Here is a 19487-nt window from a genome sequence, read left to right on the forward strand (position 1 = left end):
CAAACTTGTCAGCAAGGGGGCTCGTCCTGCCGCCGCTTAGGCCGATAATGGACCGGAGAAGGAACCGCCCATGGACATCAAGACCCTCGGCTTCCTCATGGCGACAGCCCTCCATCTGCTGCAGCCTTTGGCAGCTATGGCGGATGAGGCACCGCCGAAATCGGGCAACGCCGTCTTTGACCGCGCCGTCGAGCTCGTCATCGACAATTTCCACGACGCCTCGGCGCTGCCACGGTTCAGCGCAGCAGTCAGGCAGGAAATCGGTACCGGGCCACTCAACGCGAACAGTTCGGAGACGCGGGTCGACAAGGCGATCGATATCGTGCTTGCCAGTCTTCAGTCCTCCCACACCGGCCGTTTCGAACCCGACACGATCGCGTACTTCGAGCTCGCCGACATCTTCCGCTTTGCCATCCGCAACGACATGCGGCGGCTGTTTCCGCCCGACGGCCAGGTCAGCTATCCCGGCATCGGCATGATCGCCGAACCGCTGGCAGGGTCGCTGTTCGTCAGCGACGTCTATGACGGCTCCCCGGCGGCCCGGGCAGGGATCCTGACTGGCGACGAGATCCTTTCGGTCGACGGCGCGCCCTATCATGAGATTGCATCATTCAGCGACAAGGTCGGCCGCACCGTCGAGATCAGGCTGCGCCGGAACGCCGGTGCCGAACCCACGACCGTCAAGGTAGCGGTGGAGCGGCTGCGTCCGCTCAGGACATTCGAGCAGGCGATCGAGGCAAGCGTCGGCGTCTCCGAGCAAAACGGAAAGCGCATAGGCTATGTCAGGCTATGGACCCTTTCGGCACCTGATGGTCTCGACATCGTTGCCCGTGAAATGGCCGACGGTCGCCTCAAGGACGTCGACGGCATGGTCGTCGACCTGCGCGGCCGCTGGGGCGGCGGCCCTTCCGATGCGGCCGAGCTGTTTGTCGGCGACACACCGACATTCCGGCTCATCCCGCGCAAGGGCGAGGCGACACTTGCCAATATGCGCTGGCAAAAACCTGTTGTCGCGATCATCGGCGAAGGCGCGCGAAGCGGTCTGGAACTGTTCGCCTATGCGTTGAAGAGCAACGGCATTCCGCTCGTCGGCGCCCGCACCGCCGGCGCGTTGCTGGCCGGGCGTGCCTATCTGCTGCCCGACGACAGCCTGCTCGAAGTGGCGGTCTCCGACGCCGTCATCGGCGACGATGTGCGGCTGGAGGGGATCGGCGTCGCACCCGACATTCCGGTGGCTTTCAGCCTGCCCTACGCCGCGGGCCGGGACCCGCAACGCAATGCCGCCGTGCAAGAGATGCAGCGCATCCTCGCCGGCGGCTGAGCCCATCACACCCCTGTCGTCGGGCGATGCCTGGTGCCGTCGATGAAGCGCTCGTAGCGAAAAGCCGTGGGGGCCACCAAAGGCGTGTCGCCGGTGACGATATCGGCTGTAAGTCGCCCGGCGGCCGGGCCAATGCCAAAACCGTGGCCGGAAAAGCCAGTGGCGATGACCAGCCCGGGCAGCGATTTGACAGGCGAAATCACCGGCACGGCATCCGGCGTGGCGTCGATGAAGCCGGCCCAGCGCTGCAGCGTGGGTACGCCTTTCAGCACCGGGAAGACCTTCTCCATGTTGGCGCGAGCAGCCTCGAGCGGGGCAACTGCCGGTTCGGGATCAAGCGTGCGGTGCCGCTCATAGACACTGCCCTCGCCTTCCAGCCTGGGCGAAAGCCCGAATGGGCCACCGAGGAAATCGCCGAAGCGCAGGCCGATGGAGCGCCACTCCCGCGACAGGATCGGCAGGAAATCGGTGAAGTAGCGGAAGCTGTCGGGGTTCACATGATGATAGCTGATGGTGCCGTCGGCGATGGTGTAGCCGCCGTCGAGACGCTTGCGGTAGGCAAAACCTTCCGTCCAGGCAGCGCCATCGGGGCCGCCTTCGACAGGACCGGTACGCATCACCGACGAGCGCACGGCAAGTTGCGGCAAGCGGATGCCGACCGATCGACAGAGGTGGCTCGACCACGCGCCGCCGGCGACGACGACAGTGCTCGCCCGGATCGGTCCGTTCTCGGTCACCACGCCCGAGACGCGGCCCGCTTCGGTCTCGATCTCGCGCACCGCGCAGCGCAAAAGGATGCGTGCGCCGGCGCGCTGGGCGGCACGGGCGATCGCGGGTGCTGCTTTCTGCGGCTCGGCCCTGCCGTCGCTCGGCGTGTGCAGTGCTGCCCTAAACGTCTTTTGCGCGCCGGGCATGAGATCGGCCAGCGCTCTTCCCTCGATCATCTTCGAGTCGAGCGCATAGTCGCCGGCGCGTCTCACCCATTCGGCATGGTGCTCGACGTCGCTTTCGTCCTGGCAGAGATACAGGATGCCCGTGCGGCGAAAGCCCACGTCTTCGCCGACCAGCTCTTCGATGCCGCCCCACATCTTCAACGCTTCGACGATCAGCGGCAGCTCGCGCGGGTCGCGGCCCATGCGCCGGCACCAACCCCAGTTGCGGCTCGACTGCTCGCCGGCGACGTGGCCCTTCTCGCAGACGACGACCGAAATGCCCTTCCTCGCCAGGAACAGCGCAGCACTGACGCCGATGATGCCGCCACCGACGATGACGACGTCGGCGATCTTCGGCTGGATGTCGCCAGCGGGCACCGGATCGACTGAAGGCCCCATTCATTTCTCCCCGATGTGCCAACGGGAGGTCTGCCAACCCGTCTTGAAAATAACATACAGTACTGTATGCATTGACGCCCAATCCATGCAATGCCGCCGAAGCTATCCGGCGATCGAACCGGGGGGAAGAGCCATGTCGCCGCGAAAGATCATCATCGACACCGACCCCGGCCAGGACGACGCCTTTGCCATCCTGTTCGCGCTGGGCTCGCCCGAGCTCGAGGTGTTGGCGCTGACCACCGTCGGCGGCAACGTGCCGCTGGCGCTGACCTCGCGCAACGCGCTGCAGATCGCCGAGCTCGCTGGCCGGTCCGACGTGCCGGTCTATGCCGGCTGCTCGCGCCCGATGGTCAAGGCGCTCAAGACCGCCGAATATGTCCATGGCCCGACCGGCATCGACGGCTGCGTCCTGCCCGAGCCGGAAAAGCCGCTGCAGGACAAGCATGCCGTCAACTTCCTTGTCGACACGTTGATGGCCGCCCCCGAAGGCGAAATCACCGTCTGCACGCTTGGACCCATGACCAATCTCGGCATGGCGATGGTGATGGAGCCGCGCATCATCCCGCGCATCCGCGAAGTCGTGCTGATGGGCGGCGGCTTCTTCGAGGGCGGCAATGCAACCCCGGCCGCCGAATTCAACATCTGGGTCGACCCGCATGCGGCTGCGGTCGTGTTCGATTCCGGCGTGCCGGTGACCATGGCCGGCATCGATTGCACCTACACCGCCCAGATGACGCCGGAATGGCTGCAGCAATTGCGTGCGCTCGGCACCCGTTCGGCAATCGAAGCCGCCAATATGGCCGATTTCTACCGCCAGTACGGCTCGCACAAATTCCCGACCGAGGCCCGGCCGATCCACGACGCCTGCGTCACCGGCTACCTGCTCGCACCGCATCTCTACGAGCAGAAGCAATGCAACGTCACAATCGAGTTGATGTCGCCCGAGACCATCGGCATGACCGTCGTCGACTGGTGGCACGTCACCGGTCGCCGCAAGAACTGCAACGTGCTGCGCCGCATCGACGCCGATGGTTTCTTCGCGCTGATGCTGGAGCGCTTCGGCAACCTCCCCTGAGGAACGACGAGATGAAGCGCAGCCCGACGTCTCCCGAACGATCGGCCAGGTCCGAAGCACGGAAAACGCTGTCGCGCGAGGCGTGGATTGCCGCTGCCATCGCTGCGCTGGAAAAGAAGGGCATCGCCAACGTCAAGATCGATCACCTGTCGAAACAGCTGAAGGTCACGCGCGGCAGCTTCTACTTCCACTTCAGGAACCTGAAGGATTTGCTCGACAGCCTTCTCGAGGAATGGCGTCAGCGCAACTGCAAGCCGTTCGAGGCACTCATCGACCAGGAGGTCATCGACGGCCCGGCCTTCTTCGACGCGGTAACCGGCGTGTGGATCAGGGAGGACCCGTTCAGCCCGCGGCTTGATCTCGCCATCCGCGACTGGGCGCGCGGTTCGGCAGTGATCGCCCGCAAGGTGCAGGCACAGGACGATTTTCGTATGGCGCTGCTTGTCCGGGCTTTTGCCGCGATGGGCTATGACCAGGACGAGAGCCTGATCCGCGCCCGCATCACCTATTTCCAGCAGATCGGCTACTACGCCACTCACTTCAAGGAGCCGCCGGCGGACCGCAAGCGCTTCCGCTCGCTCTACACCAAGATCCTGATCGGCTCCGACTAGACTTCAAGGAAGCGAAATGTCCCTGCCAGTCCCTTACCTGTCCGCCCGAACGCTGACCGTCGTCAAGAAAATCGACACCACGGGTGCGGCACGCGTCGTCAATCTCGGCCTCAACGAAAGCTGGCTCGGATCGGCGCCCGGCGTGGTCGAGGCTATTCGGGAGGCAGCTCCCAACGTCTATCGTTATGCCGACCCGAACTGCGGAACGATGCGCGCGGCGATCGGCAAGCAGTTCAATCTCGACCCCGCCCGCATCGTCTGCGGCAACGGCTCGGAGGAATTGCTCGATGCCGTCGGCCGCGTCTATGCACGCGCCGGCGACGAGATCCTGTTTCCGGCCTATTCTTTCCTGCAGTTCGCCATCGTTGCCTATCGCCTCGGCGCCAAGGCGGTCGAAGCACCGCTTGGCCCCGACTTCTCTGTCGATGTCGATGCGCTGCTGGCCGCCGTTACGCCCAAGACGCGCGTCGTCTTCCTCGCCAATCCCAACAATCCCACCGGCTCGGTGGTGCCGATGAACGAGGTGGCGCGGCTGGCGCGCGAACTGCCGTCACACGTCGTCCTGGTGCTCGACGCCGCATATGCCGAATATGTCGACCCGGCCGAGGCGGTCGCGACCTTCGAGACCGCCGATCACCACCCCAACGTCATCGTCACCCGCACCTTCTCCAAGGCCTACGGCCTGGCCTCCGCACGCGCCGGCTGGGCCTATGCCTATCCGGAGGTGGTTTCGGCGCTGAACAATGTCCGCGGCATCGGCAACGTCAACGGATTGGCTCAGGTGGCGGCTACTGTCGCGGTCGGCGAACAGGACTTCGTCCAGCACGTGCGGACCCGCACCGCCGAAGAACGCGACTATCTCGAAGGCGAACTGCGCAAGCTTGGCTTCGAGATTTCGTCGAGTGCCGCAAACTTCGCCTTCGTCCGCCTGCCCGGCGCCTATACCGGTTGGGCCCAGGAGACCGTGGCGCGGCTGGCCAGGAAAGGTTTCATCATCCGCTCGAACGAAGACTACGGCTTGCCGGAATGGCTGCGCATCTCGATCGCCGACCGGGCCGATCTCGATGAAATGCTCGCCCTGTTGCGCATCGAGGTACGTGCCGCCAACGGCTAGGTCGCAACAAACCCAGCTGCTTTGCGCCGGGAGGGCGAAGCGTGAACGGTGTCCGCACCTAGGTGGTCCTTCTGCTGTTTGGCTCCAGTTCTGGTGAAACCCAACCTGGCAAGACCAAGCCGGACTTCATGAGCCCCCATGAACAGCTTCCACAAGAGCCCGGTTCTGTGGTTTTCGATCATTGCGACGATGGGGCCCTGGTTTATGGCCAGATAGGTCCGGGCATACCAGTTGCGGTTTTCGCAGAACGCATCGACAAAGCCGAAACGACCCCAGATGCGATCCCTCGGCTTGGTCAGGAAACCGCGTAGGGCGGCCATCGCCTGGTCGGGCACATAAGGAAAACTGGACAGGGCCGCACTCGGCGTAATGACCCCGACATCCCTGTCAGGAGCATGCGCGATGTAGGCAGTCGGCCCGTGAGACGCGGTAAGCCCCCAGCAATCCGCGCCATAGCCTTTGTGACCATGCGGGTTGAGCACGCAATGCTGGTGGTTGATCAATGCGTGGCAAGTATTTTGCTGCCAATAGTCGGCATAGCGATCACTGAGACCGTTGGGATCGAGCCCGCAAAAGGAGTAGTGCGCGAAAAAGAGCGGTCCGCCAAAGTTAGGTCCAAGCGGCAGGACGATTCCGTTGTAGTTACGCCCGTTTTCAAAGGTTGGGGCGCGAGCAAAACCGTCGTGGTAGCAATCCGGATCAATGGCATGATGCTGCGATCCCGCCGCAAGAACGAATGCAAGTAGGCACTCGTTCCAACCCTCGATCGGATTGTTCATGGCCCAGCCATGTCTGGGGCTCCAGTGCCAGTAGAGCTTGCCTTTCCGCGCAAACCAGTCCCACTCGGCCTGAGCCAGCAGCGTGTTCACCCGAGCGCGAAAACGCTGCTCCTCGCTCGCAGTCTGATCAAGATATTCGCGGGCACAAATCAGGCCCTGAAATAGAAACGCCGTCTCGACGATGTCAGCGCCATCGTCCTTTCGTCGGAACGGAATGGTGTCGCCCGTACTGCCGTTGATGAAATGCGGCAACATGCCGTGGTAGCGCGGCGAGCCCTCAAGCAGATCGAGCATCCGATGCAATCGATGAAGGGCTTCAGCGCGATCGACCCAGCCGCGCTCCACCGCAACGATGATGGCCATGATCCCGAAGCCGGAACCACCGATCGCCACGAGATCGTTCGGCGCATCGCCAGCGGTCTTCTGGCGGTCGCGGGCAAGACCGCTGACCGGATGGGCACCCTCCCAGAAATAGCGGATCGTCTGCCGCTGCACGATATCGAGCAGCACGTCATCAGCAAATTCGAGCGCATCGTTTGGAAGGTCGGGCGTCCGACAGGAGGCAAGAATCATGAAGCCAGTATGCAGCCAAATGCGTCGTTGAGACGCTCATTCGCGCAAGCTAACCAGACGCACCCCAATCCATACGCCCTCGGCGCTTGACTTTGCCCAGCGCAAGCAAATCCAAATGCAACGCGCCACGTATTACGTGGCTCTGCTCATTGCCATTTCAGAATCGTTTGCCGCGCGAAATATTTCACAATCCGCATAGACGGGAACTTAATAAAGGCGCAGGGTCGATTGTCGGCCGCTCGTCTTAGGGCGCGGCTGATTGAGGGCGGCCATCGTGCCCTAGCCCCAACTGAAAGGAGGACACCCTTGTCTTCCAACTGTCTGAATTCCGAAAACATGAGCGCGATCGGCGCCCCTGATTAGAGCGAACCGATTTCCAGGCGATGGACGTTTGGGTTCCAATCCGCAGGAAGCCAAAGCTACGCCTGGGACCTAGCGCCTTGGTGGCTCACCATTCGTTGGGCGCCCTTCGGCAATCTGATCTTCCCGACGACATTGTATTGGAGCAACCGATGACACTTGCCTTTCCCAACAGAAGCCGCAGTTATGACGCCGCGAGAAAAGCCATACGTTTCCTTGGATACGACGGCACGTTCGAAGTTCCGTTTTTCGTCGAGGTTCAGGCGCTCAAAGCCAGCCAGCCGGCGGTTGACAATGAAACGCGATATCTTGCCGCCTTCGATGCAGCTCGCATCTCAATCCAGGACGTCGCTCGTGAAGTCTATTCTCACGGGCGCAAGCGCCTGTATGTGCTGACCGCATACGACTTTAAGTGACGCGCTTCCGGCCGGCCTGAGGTCGGCTTTTGTCGGAGTCGCCACAAGGACGGCTCCGACAGGGACAGCTAGGCCTTGGTTGCGGCAACCGCAGTCGATGGCTCGCGGCCTGCACTGCGGTGCTGCCACCAATCACCGAGCAGGAGCAGGATCGGTGCTGCGATGAAGATCGACGACGTCGTTGCGATGAACACGCCGAAGACCATCGGGACGGCGAAGTTCTCGACCGCGCTGCCGCCCCAGATCGCCATCGGCAGCATCGACAGCAGGATGGCGACGGAGGTGTAAATACAACGCGCGAACACCTGATTGATGCTCATGTCGATGATCTCGCGCAGCGGCATCTTCTTGTACAGGCGCAGGTTCTCACGCATGCGGTCATAGACAACCACCTTGTCGTTCACCGAATAGCCGATGATGGTCAAAAGCGCGGCAATGGCCGTCAGGTTGAAGTCCAGCCCGAACAGCGCGAAGAAGCCGACCATCTTGGTGGTATCCAGCACCAGCGTGGCGATGGCGCCGATGGCAAAGTTCCATTCGAAGCGCCACCAGATGTAGACCAGCATGGCAAGGGCTGCCAGCACCACCGCCATGATGCCGGACTGCGCCAGCTCGCCGCTGACCTTCGGTCCAACCACTTCGGTGCGTTCGAACTTCACGCTCGGGTCGAGCTTCTGCACCGCTGACTTGATGGTGTCGACGGCAGCGGTCTGCGCCACCTCGCCGCCCTCCTGGCGCTGGACACGGATCAGCACGTTGCCGTCGCTGCCGATCTGCTGCAGCGCCACCTCGCCGATGTTCAAGCCGCCCAGCGTGCTGCGCAGTTGCGCCAGGTCGGCCGGCGTCGACGTCGCGATCTCGACCTGGATGCCGCCCTTAAAGTCGATGCCGTAATTGAGACCCGGCTTGAAGAACAGGCCGATCGAGGCCAGCGACAGGAAGATCGACATGCCGATACCGAGATAACGCGCCTTCATGAACGAGATCGAGGTCTTTTCCGGGAAGAAGCGGACCAGCGGTTCGATGGTGATGGTCTTCAGGCGCCTGCGGCGAACGACTGCCGCCATCAGGATACGGGTCACCGAAACGGCGGTGAACATCGACAGGCAGGTGCCGAGGAACATGGTGATGGCGAAGCCACGCACCGGACCGGAGCCGAACATGAACAGCAGGCCGGTGGCGATCAGCGACGTCACATTGGCGTCGACAATCGTCGAGTACGCGCGCTTGAAGCCGTTGTCCAAGGCGGCGAAGGCGCTGAGCCCCTTCTTCGATTCCTCCCTGATGCGTTCATTGATCAGGATGTTGGCGTCGACGCCGAAGCCGATGCCGAGAATGATGCCTGCAATGCCAGGCAGAGTCAGCGTGCCGCCGATCAGCGTCAACACACCGAAGGTCAGGATCAGGTGCAGCAAGAGCGCGAAATTTGCGATCATGCCCCAGGTGCCATAGAGCGCCACCATGAACAGCACGACGGCCACGAAGCCGGCGATGCCGGTGTAGATGCCCATCTTGATGACGTCGCCGCCCAGGTCGGGACCGACGGTGCGCTCTTCGATGACGGTCAGCGGTGCCGGCAGCGCGCCGGCGCGCAGCAGCGCCGACAGCGTCACGGTCTCTTCAACGCTGAAGCTGCCGCTGATCTGGCCGGAACCGCCGGTGATCGGTTCGCGGATGTTTGGCGCCGACAGCACCTTGCCGTCGAGCACGATGGCGAATGGCTTGCCGACATTGGCGGCGGTGATCTCGGCGAACTGGCGCGCGCCGACGCTGTCGAAGCGGAACGAAACGAGCGGTTCCTGAGTGCGCTGGTCAAAGCCGGCGCGCGCATCGGTGAGGCGTGCGCCATCGAGCGCGACACGGTCCTCGACGGGATATTGTGCGCCGGACTTGGCGTCGGGCAGCATGGTGACGCCACGCGGCAACGGTTCGCCATTGGCGACATTGGCCACCATGTGGAACGTCATCTTGGCGGTGCTGCCAAGCAGCTCACGCAAACGGGTCGGATCCTGCAGGCCGGGTAGCTGGACGAGCATGCGGTCGCTGCCGACCCGCTGGATCGTCGGCTCGGCAACGCCGACCTGGTCGACACGCTGGCGCACGATCTCGAGGCTCTGCTGAAGGGCTGCGTCGAGCTTGTCGCGCTGGCCAGCCTCGGTCAGCACGACCTTGATCTGCTCGTCGGCAGTGGTGACCTCGATGTCCGGCGTGCCGCCGCCAAGGCCGAGGCCGCCACTGACGGGAACAGCCAGTGCCTGCAGCGTTGCCAGCGCCTTTGCGCGCTGCGCATCGTCGGCGACGTTGACGACAATGGCATCACCGGCAAGTCGCGCCGAAGATGCGTTGATGCGCTCCTTGCGCAGGGCGCCGCGCACATCGTCGAGCAGCGAGCGCAGGCGGTCTGTCTTCAGGGCCGCCGCATCGACTTCAAGCACCAGGTGCGAGCCGCCCTGGAGATCGAGGCCGAGCGTGACCTGCTGTTTCGGGAACCAGCTTGGCAATGCCGCCAGTTGCTTGGCGGTCAGAACGTTGGGAAGCGCGGCAATGATGCCGGCCAGAATGATGATGGTGTATGTCCACACCACCCATCGGGAGGTCCGCATATGATCTATCCTGCAAAGGCCGTCGCCGCGGCGTCGGGACGCGCGGACGACGGCTGTTCGTTCAGCGGCGCGGCGTCGGGCCGCACCATTCACAAATGGTCAGGAGATTGCTGGCGGCGCGCGAGCGCCATAGGTCGGCCCAGAGGGCAAGACATCCGTCTGCAAGACGAGATCGGCCTGCGGACGGGCAATGGCCATCGCAAGCATGTCCATCCTGGAAGGGATGATTGCCGACTTGCCGTCATCGTGCTGCGGCATCGCCTTGACGCTACGCCAATCGACGACGACGAACGATCGTTCGGGAATGGCGGGGCCGCCATGCCGTCCGCGTGCGTCCATCTGACCCGAAGCGGGCTCTGTGGCACACGATGCCTGAGGCAGGCTGTCGACCAGCGACCCGCCAAGCATCACCGCCAAGCACAGCAGCATGGCCGGCAAAAGGCCGGTCGCAAGCGATCTATATGCCTTGGTCTGGTGCATCAGGCGGTGGCGCGGTCCGTGATCTCTGGGGCTGAATTGCCCAAGACGCCTCCCAGTACGGCATTTTGATGGATACGCCAAGCAAGTCTCGCTGCCTGAGGCGAGCACACCGGTGCAAACGCAAGGCCTGTTGCCTGATCAGGCGTAGAGATAGCCGACCCCGCGAATGGTCTTGATCACCTCGGGCTTTGTTGGGTCAGTCTCGATTTTCTTGCGCAGCCGCGAAATTCGGATGTCGATGCTGCGGTCGAACGGATCCCAGCCGCGGTCATGCGCAAGTTCGAGCAACTGGTCACGGTTGAGTATCCGCCCCCTGTTCTCGGCGAACACTTTGAGCAGCCGGAATTCCATCGGGGTGATCGCGATATCAAGGCCGTCGGCGTCGAACAGCTTGCGCTGCTCAAGGTCCAATCGACAGCTGCCGAATTGGGCGCTCTGGGGCCCAAGCGCATTTTCTGCAACACGATCCCTGCCCGTTGTCCTGCGCAGCACGGCCTTCACCCGCGCCAGCAGTTCGCGCAGGTCGACCGGCTTGCCGATATAATCGTCGGCACCGATCTCGAGACCGACGACCCGGTCGATGATCTCGGCCGAGCCCGTCAGCATGATGATCGCCACCTCGGAATGCTCGCGCAGGTAGCGCGCCAGCGAGAGGCCGTCTTCGCCGGGCATGCGGATATCGAGGATCACGACATCGACGGGCTGGCTCTCGACGATCTGGCGCAAGGCCGGCCCGGCATCGGCTGTCGTCACGGCATAGCCGTGGCGTTCCAGATATTCCGCGACCATGTCGCGGACATCGGGCTCGTCATCGCAAACGACGATCTGCGAAATGGCAGTCACCGGGTCCTCACCTCGACTGGAAAACTACCTCGCTTCGGCGAGGGCGGCAAATCAAACGACATCCCTCACACCTGCCTGACGACCAGGCCTGAAACAAACCGGCGCAGTTCGATCGGCTTCACCGGCTTTTCCAGATAGGGCCGCTTGGTGGCGCGCAGGAACACCTGCGCGTCGGGGCTGATCGTGTCGCCGGTCAGGAAGGCGAGCCTGTCGACTTCGGCCGGGTGGTAGTCGGCGATGTAGTTGTAGAGCCGCCGGCCATCCATGCTCGGCATCTTCAGGTCGCTCAGGATGACGGCAAACGTCCGCTTCCTGAGCTGTGTCAGAGCCTCTTCGCCCGAGCGCGCAACGACGACAGTGAAGCCGTCGCGCATCAGGACCTCGGCGATCAGGTCGGCAACCTCCCGCTCGTCGTCCACCACCAGGCATGAAAGCCCTGCCGAGTTCTCCGGCTCGTCGTCTGAAGGTCCTGACGTTTCGACGAACCGGTCGGAAGCCGGCAGCGAGACGACAAAGGTCGAGCCGCCGCCAGGCATGGTCTCGACCTCGATCGTTCCCTGATGGGCCTGGATAATGCGATGGCAGAAGGACAGGCCGATGCCCGTGCCGGCGCCCACCTCCTTGGTGGTGAAGAACGGCTCGAAGATGCGCGGCAGGATTTCTTCCGCAATCCCGGGGCCAGTATCGGTGACACTAATGGTGATGTTGCCGCATTCCGGATGCCGTCCCGTGGCAACGAGTATCTTCCTTGACCCCTCCCAATGGTGGAGCGCGTGCTCGGCATTGACCAGCAGGTTGATCAGCACCTGGCTGAGCTGATCGGGGTCACCCCAGATCGCCGGCAGATCCGGCTCAAGATCGAACATGAGCTGGATGTCGGAAGACCGGATCGAATAGTTGACCACTTCGAGAGCTGCCGAAACAACCTCGTCTATCGACACATTCGTGGCGCGCGTCGGCTGCTGCCTGGCCATTGCCAGGAAGGTCTTGACGATACGGGCGCAGCGTTCCGCTGCCTTGCTGATCTTGTCGGCTCGCTCGACCGTCTTAGCGTCGACCGATGTTTCCTTCAGCGTCAGCGACATGCCGAGCACCACCGACAGCGGATTGTTCAGCTCATGGGCAACACCGGCCAGTAACCCGCCGAGAGCCGACAGCTTCTCGTTCTGGTGCAGCTTCTCGCGCTGGTGCTCGACCTGCTTCTGCAGCTCGATGCGGTCGCTCAGGTCGTGCGTATGGGAGACGATGACCTGCTCGCCATGGAAATCGATCAGTCGCGACGAGATCGAGCACCAGAATGTCTGGCCGTCGCTGCGCTTGAGCTGTGTTTCGAATTCATCGACAGCGCCATCACGCAGCAGGCGTTCGATATATTCGTCGCGATGCGCCTGACTGGCGAAGTGGTCGAGCGCGCCAACGACATCGCCCAGCAACCTCGTCGTCGCCGGGCTGCTGTAGAGCTGCTTGCCGTCGTGGGCGCGCGTCATCTGGATGCTGACGGGGCTGGCCTCGAGGACCCTGCGCACGAGGTCGTCTGCTTCCTTGGCCGCCAGTTCAGCTCGCTTGCGCTCGGTTATGTCGAGGCGGGTGACGACGAAGCCGCCCTCCCGTGTCGGGCTGTTCGAAACGAAAAACCAGCCGCCGTCTGCATGCTGGAATTCCTGCTGGCGGTACTCGCGCCGATCCCTCGCCCGCTCGGCCAACCACTCGTCGATCTTGTCGCCGGGAACACGGAACTGGCTGCGTTCAGCAGTCACCCGCAGGAAGTCGAACCAGTTCACCCCGGGGACCAGCACGTCGGCGCATATGGCATGCATCTTCCGATACTGGCTGTTGGCCAAGACAAGGCAATCGTCCTTGTCATAAAGCGCGAACCCTTCGGCCAGCGACTCGATCGCGTCGGTCAGGCGGTTGTTTGCCTGGCGCGTCTGTTGCTGCGCCATGATCATGGCGTTGATGTTCGTGGCGTTGGAAACGATCACCTTCTTGCCCTGGAAGTCGATCAGCCGCGCCGAAAGCGAGCCCCAGAAAATGGTGTTGTCGGAACAGTATTGCCGCACACGGAAGTCGTCGATGCTGCCCTTGTCCAGCAGGGTGCTGACCAGAATTTCCCGGTCGGCCGGGTTGACATAATAGTCAGCGATGTGAGGGCGATCGCCGTAGAGTTCCCGGCTGGCGGGATTGGCATAGAGCGTCTCGCCTTCGATCGTCGACATGCGTGTCGGCGACGGGCAAGCGTCCAGCACCCGTTGCATCAGCGATGTCGCCTCGCGTTCCGCTGCTTCGGCTTTCTTGCGCTCGGTGATGTCGAGCACGCCGATGACCAGCGACGGGCGCGAACGAAAGACGCTCCGCCGCCAGTTCGTCGAGCACCAGACATTTGAGCCATCTTCACGCTGCATCTCAATCTCGCAATCGCGCAAGATGTCGTTGCCGTGGACATGGCGACAGGCCTGATCGAATTCGTCCGGGTTCACAAAATGGTCGGTGAGGCGCTGTTGCTGTTGCGGCTGCCATTTGCGGCCAAGCAGGTGCGACCCGTCGAGGCTCTCATAAAGGATCTGTTTGCTTTCTTCGTCGACGACCCAGACCGGCAGCGGATGGCTGTCGGTGATACAACGGAAGATCTCGGCGCTGTTGAGATGTGCGATCTGGGCCAGCTTCATTTCGGTAATGTCGGTGCTGATCAGCGCGATGCCGGTGCCAAGGCGGGGGTGGCTCGTCAGCAGTTTCCAGCCGCCGTCGACGGTTTGCGCCTCGATCGGCGGCACGTTCGGCTGCCGCCAGCGCAACGCGGCGCGCCGAACGAAGTCATCGGTCTGTTCCACAACAAGACCGTCGAAGCTGGCAAACTGACGAAGCACCCGGGCGACCGCTGCGAGGACATCCATCGGCGGCTGCTCACCGCGCGGCTGGACAATGCCGCCGAAAATCTCGGTATTGGCGTCGACAAGCATGTCGTCGCTGTCGAAAAGCGCGTAGCCCGTCCGAACATTCACCGCCGGATCGCCAGCTCGCATGATCGTCTCCTCAATCCTGAGCGCGGCCACATCACGGCGGCGTGAGCGCGGCGGATGATTACAAGCCTTCTGTTTCGATATGAGGTCGAAACTCACTCACTTTGTTTCAATTATTTCGGCCTGAGAGCCATTTTCGCGCAATCGCGCGAACAAACGAAACCTTTTCCCCCAGATCAGAAAAAGCGTCGAAACAGGCCTGAGCTAACTTCCGCCATGTCGACTTCGTTGGGTCGGCTCCGGCATGCGGAAGCATCCAGTCTATCAAAAAACCACGGGATGTTGATAGGCGGCCCATCCGCAGGCGAGGCGCCCGGCAAGGTCGAGAACGCGAACGTCCCCAAGGAGACATGAGATGCGATCGACCATTCTAGCCTTTTGCGCTGTTCTGCCGACCTTCGGCATGGCGCATGCTTTCGACATCGCTTCCACCTTTCAATTCCCACCCGCCGGGATGATGTCGTCACTGCACGACCCTGCTAACGCAACGTCCCCGCGGATCGTGAAGAAGCAGCGAACCGACGTCTATTCACGCGTGTCGCTGGGCGCGACACCAGGGCGGCTCACGTCGCGCCGCCTGTTCAGCGGCCTGCCACTGTCAGCAACGGGCGACAACGGACACGGCTCGATCGGGCTTTCGTCAGCAGCTTCGATGGCGGTTGACGTCCCTGCTCGCCCGGGCAGCCGTCATGCGCCCTGCGGCAACCCGCAGATCGACTAAACATCGCCACTGAAACAAACGAAACACTTCTCCCGATGCCGGGAACATGCCCGAAACAGGAGAGGTCTAGATCCGTATCGCCGACTTGGCACAGCTCAAAGGAGTTCCAGGACATGACTACCCTGACCATCCGATCCCCCGCCGCCGGCCTCGTTTCGTCGCTGGTTTCGCGGATCGCGGCCGCCCATCGGGCATTCTGGCTGCATCGCGCCCATCGCCGCGCGGTGTGGAACCTTGGGGAACTTGACGACTACCTGCTCAAGGATATCGGCGTGGCTCGCTCTGAAATCCAGTCGCTTGTCAGCGATCCATCCGGTGACCGGAAGCGCGGCCATGAACACGATGTGGAATAGCGCTAGCTGGCAGTCCGACCCGGGCCCAATCTGCCAGCCTATACTCAGCAACACCGTACTCGCGCTGCACGGCTCGGCGAATACAGGCAGGCTGTGGCAAGGCACCGCGGAATACCTGCGCGGCCGCCACCGGCTGATCGCGCCTGATCTGTCTCGATACGGCAGCGATCGGACGGCCGGCAACATCCCCGATGTTGCCGGCGTCGTCATTGGCGCGATGGCGGAGCCGATGCACCTTGTCGGACATGGGCATGGTGCGGCAGTGGCGTTGGAAATAGCGCTGTTACGGCCGCAACTGGTCAAAAGCCTGACGCTGATCGAGCCCGCATTGTTCCATCTGCTGCGCGCCGGGGCTCCGTCGGATCTGGCCTTGTTCGCCGAGCTTGCCGGCATGGCCGAGAAACTGGCGACAACAGCACGTGCCTCCGGCCCGTCAGCCGGCATGCGCGCCTATATCGACTTCTGGCATGGCGCAGGGGCCTGGCGCCGGACCAGCGAAAACCTCCGGCAAGAGCTCGTGCGCCATGCCGAGCAAGCGGGCCGTGATCTCGCAGCCGCACTTGCCGCAACCTGGCCGGCGAACCGCTGTCGCGCGCTCGGTTGCCCGACGCTTGCGGTGATGGCGCTGGACAGCCCTGTCTTGAGTTTGCGCGTCACCGAAATGGTCGCCGAGGCTGTTCCAGGCGCCAGGCTTGCCATCGTTCCCGATGCCGGACATATGGCGCTGCTGACCGCCCCCCACATCGTCAATCCGATGATCGCAGCGCATCTGCGCGCCGCCGACGGAGTGCGCACGGCCCGCAAGTCGCGGCTTTCAACGACGGCACTCTCCCGTTCGATCTGACCGGCCGGCGCTTGCCGGTCGGTGCGTTTGCGTTTTCCCGTCCGAACTGCGGGAGCGCATCCAGCGCCACGAAGCACGGTCAAACCTCGCCGCTTTCGCCCTCCCCTTTCGATCGCGTTGCCGTTGGCTCGACAGAGCGAGACTGCCCCTCGCGCCCTGGCTGCCGTCATTCCGACAGTCGCCTGCCCCCATCAGCCCTCGCCAAGCCCGATCGTCGCGCGCCGGTGTCTGGTCACAGGCCGTCGTCGTCCCCACACGATCGCTGTTCAAGCAGAACACGCCTGCCCTTTCCAACCGGCAAGCAGCGTTTTGTTTCGCTTACCGGCGGCGACTGAAACAAACGAAACACTTATCGCCGTGTTCTGAAAACAGCTCGAAACGGGACGCCGCTAGAAATGGGACGTCGCCGATGTTGGCGTCACCTCCCAAGAAAGGAACTACCAAATGAAGAAGATCATCCTGGCTGCCGCATCCCTCGCCTTGATGTCGGGCGCAGCGCTCGCGTCGTCGAACAACGGCGTGGTCATGAAGTTCAGCCCGGCATCTCGCGTCATTACCCTCGACAACGGCCACAGCTTCACCGTGCCGCGCGACGTCGGCCTTCCTAATATCCAGATCGGCGAGAAGGTTTCGATCGGGCTCAACGATGAAGGAGACAAGGTCACCAGCGTCCTGCGCTGAACGACACCTCCCCACCGCCAAAGGCAGCTTGATGTTGCCGCAAAGCCATGGGCCGCCCCTGCCCATGGCTTTTTTGCTGTTGGTCGCCACAGCGGCAGGGCTGCGCCGAATACTCCGCCTGATCAGGCGGCCGGCGTCTGGCCATTCTGCTGCTGGCCCTTGGCCTTGGCGTGCCAATCGAAATCGATCGAGCCTTCCTCGGCTTTGTGGAAGAACTGCGAACACACCAGCCAGCCCTTGAGCGGCCGCAACAGTGCCATGCAGCTCAGCACGGTCAGCGGCAAGGTGATGAACAGATGCACCCATAGCGGCAGGCCGAATGCCGTCTGGAACCATGCGCCGAAGGCGAGCGCCGGCACCGCGGCAATGGTCATGGCGAAGAAGGCGGGGCCATCGGCCGGATCGGCGAAGGAATAGTCGAGCCCGCAAACCTCGCAACGCGGCGCAAGCTTCAGGAAGCCCTGGAACAGGTGCCCCATCTGGCAGCGGGGGCAGAGCCCCTTGATACCCGTCTTCATCGGGTTGTCGGTGGGGGTAAACCCCTCTGCCGTATATCTGGACCGAGACATGCGCGTCTCCTTCTTGCGGGTCGCAAACATGCGGGCAACGCCACAGCGCGCCCCTACGCCCCGACACATAAGGCGCTTCAGCCTTGCCGGCAAGGTGCAATATACATATAATTCACATACATTCCTGACAATTGATGAATGTATGGACCTATTGTATGGAGAATCAGCGCGCCGTAAGACGCCTGCGCGGGTCCGCCACATGGGGCAAAATGTCCCCCGGGGTGCGTCGACTTTCCGCGCTGCGCAGATCAAGATGGGGGTCTATTGCAAGGTGTGAGCAATACCTGACGACAATCGACGAGTATTACGCTTCGACCAGCAATCGCGCTCAAGCCGATTGTACATGCAAGAGAGGTCCTTGATGTTCGGCCTAACCGCACTCGAACTGGCCCGCATACAGTTCGGCTTTACCATCTCCTTCCACATCATCTTCCCCGCCATCACCATCGGGCTCGCAAGTTACCTCGCGGTGCTGGAAGGCTTGTGGTTATGGAAGCGCGATACCGTCTACCGCGATCTCTACCATTTCTGGTCGAAGATCTTCGCCGTCAACTTCGCAATGGGCGTCGTCTCCGGCCTCGTCATGGCCTACCAGTTCGGCACCAACTGGAGTTACTTCTCCGCCTTCGCCGGCTCGGTGACCGGGCCGCTGCTCGCCTACGAAGTGCTCACCGCCTTCTTCCTCGAGGCCGGCTTCCTGGGCGTCATGCTGTTCGGCTGGAACCGGGTCGGCCCTGGTTTGCACTTCTTCTCCACCATCATGGTTGCGGTCGGGACGCTGATTTCGGCAACGTGGATTCTCGCCTCCAACAGCTGGATGCAGACCCCCCAAGGCTTCGAAATCGTCAACGGCGTCGTCATCCCGGTTAACTGGTTCGAGATCATCTTCAACCCGTCATTCCCCTACCGCCTGGCGCACATGACCGTCGCCGCCTACCTGGCGACCGCCCTTTTTGTTGGTGCGTCGGGCGCCTGGCATCTGCTGCGCGGCAACGACAACCGCCACACCCGCACCATGATGTCGATGGCGATGTGGATGGTGCTGGTTTCGGCGCCGGTGCAGATTCTGATCGGCGACCTGCACGGCCTCAACACGCTGAAACACCAGCCCGCCAAGATCGCAGCACTCGAAGGCCATTGGGAGAACAAACCCGGCGAAGCCGTGCCGCTGACCCTGTTCGGCTGGCCCGACATGGAGAAAGAAGAGACGCTCTACGCGATCAAGGTTCCGAATCTCGGCAGCCTGATCCTGACCCACAGCTGGAACGGCCAGTTCCCTGGCCTCAAGGAATACGACAAGGAGGACCGTCCGAACTCGACCGTCGTATTCTGGAGCTTCCGGATCATGGTCGGTCTCGGCATGCTGATGTTGCTGCTCGGTGCCTGGGGGCTATGGCTGCGCTGGCGCCAGCAACTCTATGAAAAGAGGCTGTTCCTGCGCTTCGCCACCTTGATGGGCCCGGCCGGTGTGATCGCCATCCTTGCCGGCTGGTACACCACCGAGATCGGCCGCCAGCCATGGATCGTCTATGGCGTGATGCGCACCAAGGACGCCGTGTCGAACCATTCGGTGCTGGCGATGAGCACCACCCTCATTGTCTTCGTCGTGGTCTACTTCATCGTCTTCGGCATCGGCACGAGCTACATGCTCAAGCTGGTCGGCAAGGGCCCCGAAGTCGACGAGCATGATCCGGGCGACGACGATCTGAGCGGCCGGCCGGCGCGGCCGCTATCTGCCGCCCACGAACAGATCGACATGTTCGCGCCGACCCACGCCGACAGGAAAGGCTGAACCG

Annotated in this window: 17 protein-coding genes and 1 pseudogene; 11 read left to right on the forward strand and 7 right to left on the reverse strand. The window is 62.6% G+C overall.

All coding sequences use genetic code 11. The features are described 5' to 3' along the window. Positions 1–70 precede the first annotated feature (70 nt). Complete coding sequence (locus IG197_RS30280) at positions 71–1321, forward strand: S41 family peptidase (RefSeq protein ID WP_371746578.1); 1251 nt, start codon at positions 71–73, stop codon at positions 1319–1321. 5 nt (positions 1322–1326) lie between these two features. On the opposite strand, the gene IG197_RS30285 is transcribed toward IG197_RS30280, so the two are convergent. Beyond that, positions 1327–2652, reverse strand: a complete 1326-nt coding sequence (locus IG197_RS30285) for an FAD-binding oxidoreductase (protein WP_192320287.1) — start codon at positions 2650–2652, stop codon at positions 1327–1329. Between the two features lie 133 nt (positions 2653–2785). On the opposite strand from IG197_RS30285, the gene IG197_RS30290 reads away from it, so the two are divergent. From IG197_RS30290 to IG197_RS30300, 3 genes are read left to right on the forward strand one after another with little or no spacing between them, the layout of a single operon-like run. Further along, positions 2786–3727 carry a nucleoside hydrolase gene (locus IG197_RS30290; RefSeq protein WP_067967852.1) on the forward strand — a complete coding sequence of 314 codons (942 nt, stop codon included), beginning with the start codon at positions 2786–2788 and terminating at the stop codon, positions 3725–3727. Between the two features lie 11 nt (positions 3728–3738). Beyond that, a complete protein-coding gene (locus IG197_RS30295; RefSeq protein ID WP_192320288.1) occupies positions 3739–4338 on the forward strand; it encodes a TetR/AcrR family transcriptional regulator in 600 nt (199 codons plus the stop codon). Between the two features lie 16 nt (positions 4339–4354). Next, on the forward strand, positions 4355–5452 hold the full coding sequence (locus IG197_RS30300; protein WP_192320290.1) for a histidinol-phosphate transaminase: 1098 nt from the start codon (positions 4355–4357) through the stop codon (positions 5450–5452). Here the strand turns inward: IG197_RS30300 and IG197_RS30305 are convergent. Next, entirely contained in the window at positions 5449–6804 is a 1356-nt protein-coding gene (locus IG197_RS30305; RefSeq protein ID WP_192320292.1) for a glucoamylase family protein, read from the reverse strand. The genes IG197_RS30300 and IG197_RS30305 overlap by 4 nt on opposite strands. Positions 6805–7316: 512 nt before the next feature. Here IG197_RS30305 and IG197_RS30310 point away from each other — a divergent pair. Continuing rightward, positions 7317–7580 (forward strand): DUF1488 domain-containing protein, encoded by a 264-nt coding sequence (locus IG197_RS30310; protein WP_182574363.1) that lies wholly within the window; start codon positions 7317–7319, stop codon positions 7578–7580. A 68-nt stretch (positions 7581–7648) separates the two neighbouring features. On the opposite strand, the gene secD is transcribed toward IG197_RS30310, so the two are convergent. From secD to IG197_RS30330, 4 genes are all read right to left on the reverse strand, one after another. Beyond that, on the reverse strand, positions 7649–10183 hold the full coding sequence (secD, locus tag IG197_RS30315; protein ID WP_192320293.1) for a protein translocase subunit SecD: 2535 nt from the start codon (positions 10181–10183) through the stop codon (positions 7649–7651). A gap of 99 nt (positions 10184–10282) precedes the next feature. Next, the gene (locus tag IG197_RS30320) at positions 10283–10663 is read right to left on the reverse strand and encodes a hypothetical protein (RefSeq protein WP_192320295.1); all 381 of its coding nucleotides are present in this window, start codon (positions 10661–10663) and stop codon (positions 10283–10285) included. Positions 10664–10801: 138 nt separating this feature from the next. Beyond that, positions 10802–11506 (reverse strand): response regulator, encoded by a 705-nt coding sequence (locus IG197_RS30325; RefSeq protein ID WP_185910437.1) that lies wholly within the window; start codon positions 11504–11506, stop codon positions 10802–10804. Positions 11507–11571: 65 nt separating this feature from the next. Further along, positions 11572–13908: an ATP-binding protein gene (locus tag IG197_RS30330; RefSeq protein WP_192320297.1), complete on the reverse strand. Its 2337-nt coding sequence runs from the start codon at positions 13906–13908 to the stop codon at positions 11572–11574. A 33-nt stretch (positions 13909–13941) separates the two neighbouring features. Between IG197_RS30330 and IG197_RS30335 the strand changes: the two genes are divergently transcribed. From IG197_RS30335 to IG197_RS30355, 5 genes and pseudogenes are all read left to right on the forward strand, one after another. Continuing rightward, positions 13942–14571 (forward strand): hypothetical protein, encoded by a 630-nt coding sequence (locus IG197_RS30335; protein WP_192320299.1) that lies wholly within the window; start codon positions 13942–13944, stop codon positions 14569–14571. A 307-nt stretch (positions 14572–14878) separates the two neighbouring features. After that, the gene (locus tag IG197_RS30340; protein WP_192320301.1) at positions 14879–15244 is read left to right on the forward strand and encodes a hypothetical protein; all 366 of its coding nucleotides are present in this window, start codon (positions 14879–14881) and stop codon (positions 15242–15244) included. 113 nt (positions 15245–15357) lie between these two features. Continuing rightward, positions 15358–15546, forward strand: a pseudogene (locus IG197_RS30345) (DUF1127 domain-containing protein); the annotation flags it as partial. Between the two features lie 31 nt (positions 15547–15577). Next, a complete protein-coding gene (locus IG197_RS30350) occupies positions 15578–16441 on the forward strand; it encodes an alpha/beta fold hydrolase (RefSeq protein ID WP_192320305.1) in 864 nt (287 codons plus the stop codon). A 444-nt stretch (positions 16442–16885) separates the two neighbouring features. Next, a complete protein-coding gene (locus tag IG197_RS30355; protein ID WP_067967820.1) occupies positions 16886–17122 on the forward strand; it encodes a DUF1344 domain-containing protein in 237 nt (78 codons plus the stop codon). Positions 17123–17244: 122 nt separating this feature from the next. Here the strand turns inward: IG197_RS30355 and IG197_RS30360 are convergent, their stop codons facing one another. Further along, a complete protein-coding gene (locus IG197_RS30360; protein ID WP_067968489.1) occupies positions 17245–17691 on the reverse strand; it encodes a DUF983 domain-containing protein in 447 nt (148 codons plus the stop codon). 361 nt (positions 17692–18052) lie between these two features. Between IG197_RS30360 and IG197_RS30365 the strand changes: the two genes are divergently transcribed. Beyond that, a complete protein-coding gene (locus tag IG197_RS30365) occupies positions 18053–19483 on the forward strand; it encodes a cytochrome ubiquinol oxidase subunit I (RefSeq protein ID WP_192320307.1) in 1431 nt (476 codons plus the stop codon). Positions 19484–19487: the final 4 nt, after the last annotated feature.

Source organism: Aminobacter sp. SR38 (assembly GCF_014843375.1).
GTDB lineage: Bacteria > Pseudomonadota > Alphaproteobacteria > Rhizobiales > Rhizobiaceae > Aminobacter > Aminobacter ciceronei.

Coding starts and splice junctions, on each gene's coding strand:
- IG197_RS30330 (WP_192320297.1), bottom strand. CDS start 13,908: ATGCAGCGTGAAGATGGCTCAAATGTCTGGTGCTCGACGAACTGGCGG.
- IG197_RS30310 (WP_182574363.1), top strand. CDS start 7,317: ATGACACTTGCCTTTCCCAACAGAAGCCGCAGTTATGACGCCGCGAGA.
- IG197_RS30350 (WP_192320305.1), top strand. CDS start 15,578: ATGAACACGATGTGGAATAGCGCTAGCTGGCAGTCCGACCCGGGCCCA.
- IG197_RS30320 (WP_192320295.1), bottom strand. CDS start 10,663: ATGCACCAGACCAAGGCATATAGATCGCTTGCGACCGGCCTTTTGCCG.
- IG197_RS30365 (WP_192320307.1), top strand. CDS start 18,053: ATGTTCGGCCTAACCGCACTCGAACTGGCCCGCATACAGTTCGGCTTT.
- IG197_RS30355 (WP_067967820.1), top strand. CDS start 16,886: ATGAAGAAGATCATCCTGGCTGCCGCATCCCTCGCCTTGATGTCGGGC.
- IG197_RS30360 (WP_067968489.1), bottom strand. CDS start 17,691: ATGTCTCGGTCCAGATATACGGCAGAGGGGTTTACCCCCACCGACAAC.
- secD (WP_192320293.1), bottom strand. CDS start 10,183: ATGCGGACCTCCCGATGGGTGGTGTGGACATACACCATCATCATTCTG.
- IG197_RS30280 (WP_371746578.1), top strand. CDS start 71: ATGGACATCAAGACCCTCGGCTTCCTCATGGCGACAGCCCTCCATCTG.
- IG197_RS30285 (WP_192320287.1), bottom strand. CDS start 2,652: ATGGGGCCTTCAGTCGATCCGGTGCCCGCTGGCGACATCCAGCCGAAG.
- IG197_RS30340 (WP_192320301.1), top strand. CDS start 14,879: ATGCGATCGACCATTCTAGCCTTTTGCGCTGTTCTGCCGACCTTCGGC.
- IG197_RS30295 (WP_192320288.1), top strand. CDS start 3,739: ATGAAGCGCAGCCCGACGTCTCCCGAACGATCGGCCAGGTCCGAAGCA.
- IG197_RS30290 (WP_067967852.1), top strand. CDS start 2,786: ATGTCGCCGCGAAAGATCATCATCGACACCGACCCCGGCCAGGACGAC.
- IG197_RS30300 (WP_192320290.1), top strand. CDS start 4,355: ATGTCCCTGCCAGTCCCTTACCTGTCCGCCCGAACGCTGACCGTCGTC.
- IG197_RS30305 (WP_192320292.1), bottom strand. CDS start 6,804: ATGATTCTTGCCTCCTGTCGGACGCCCGACCTTCCAAACGATGCGCTC.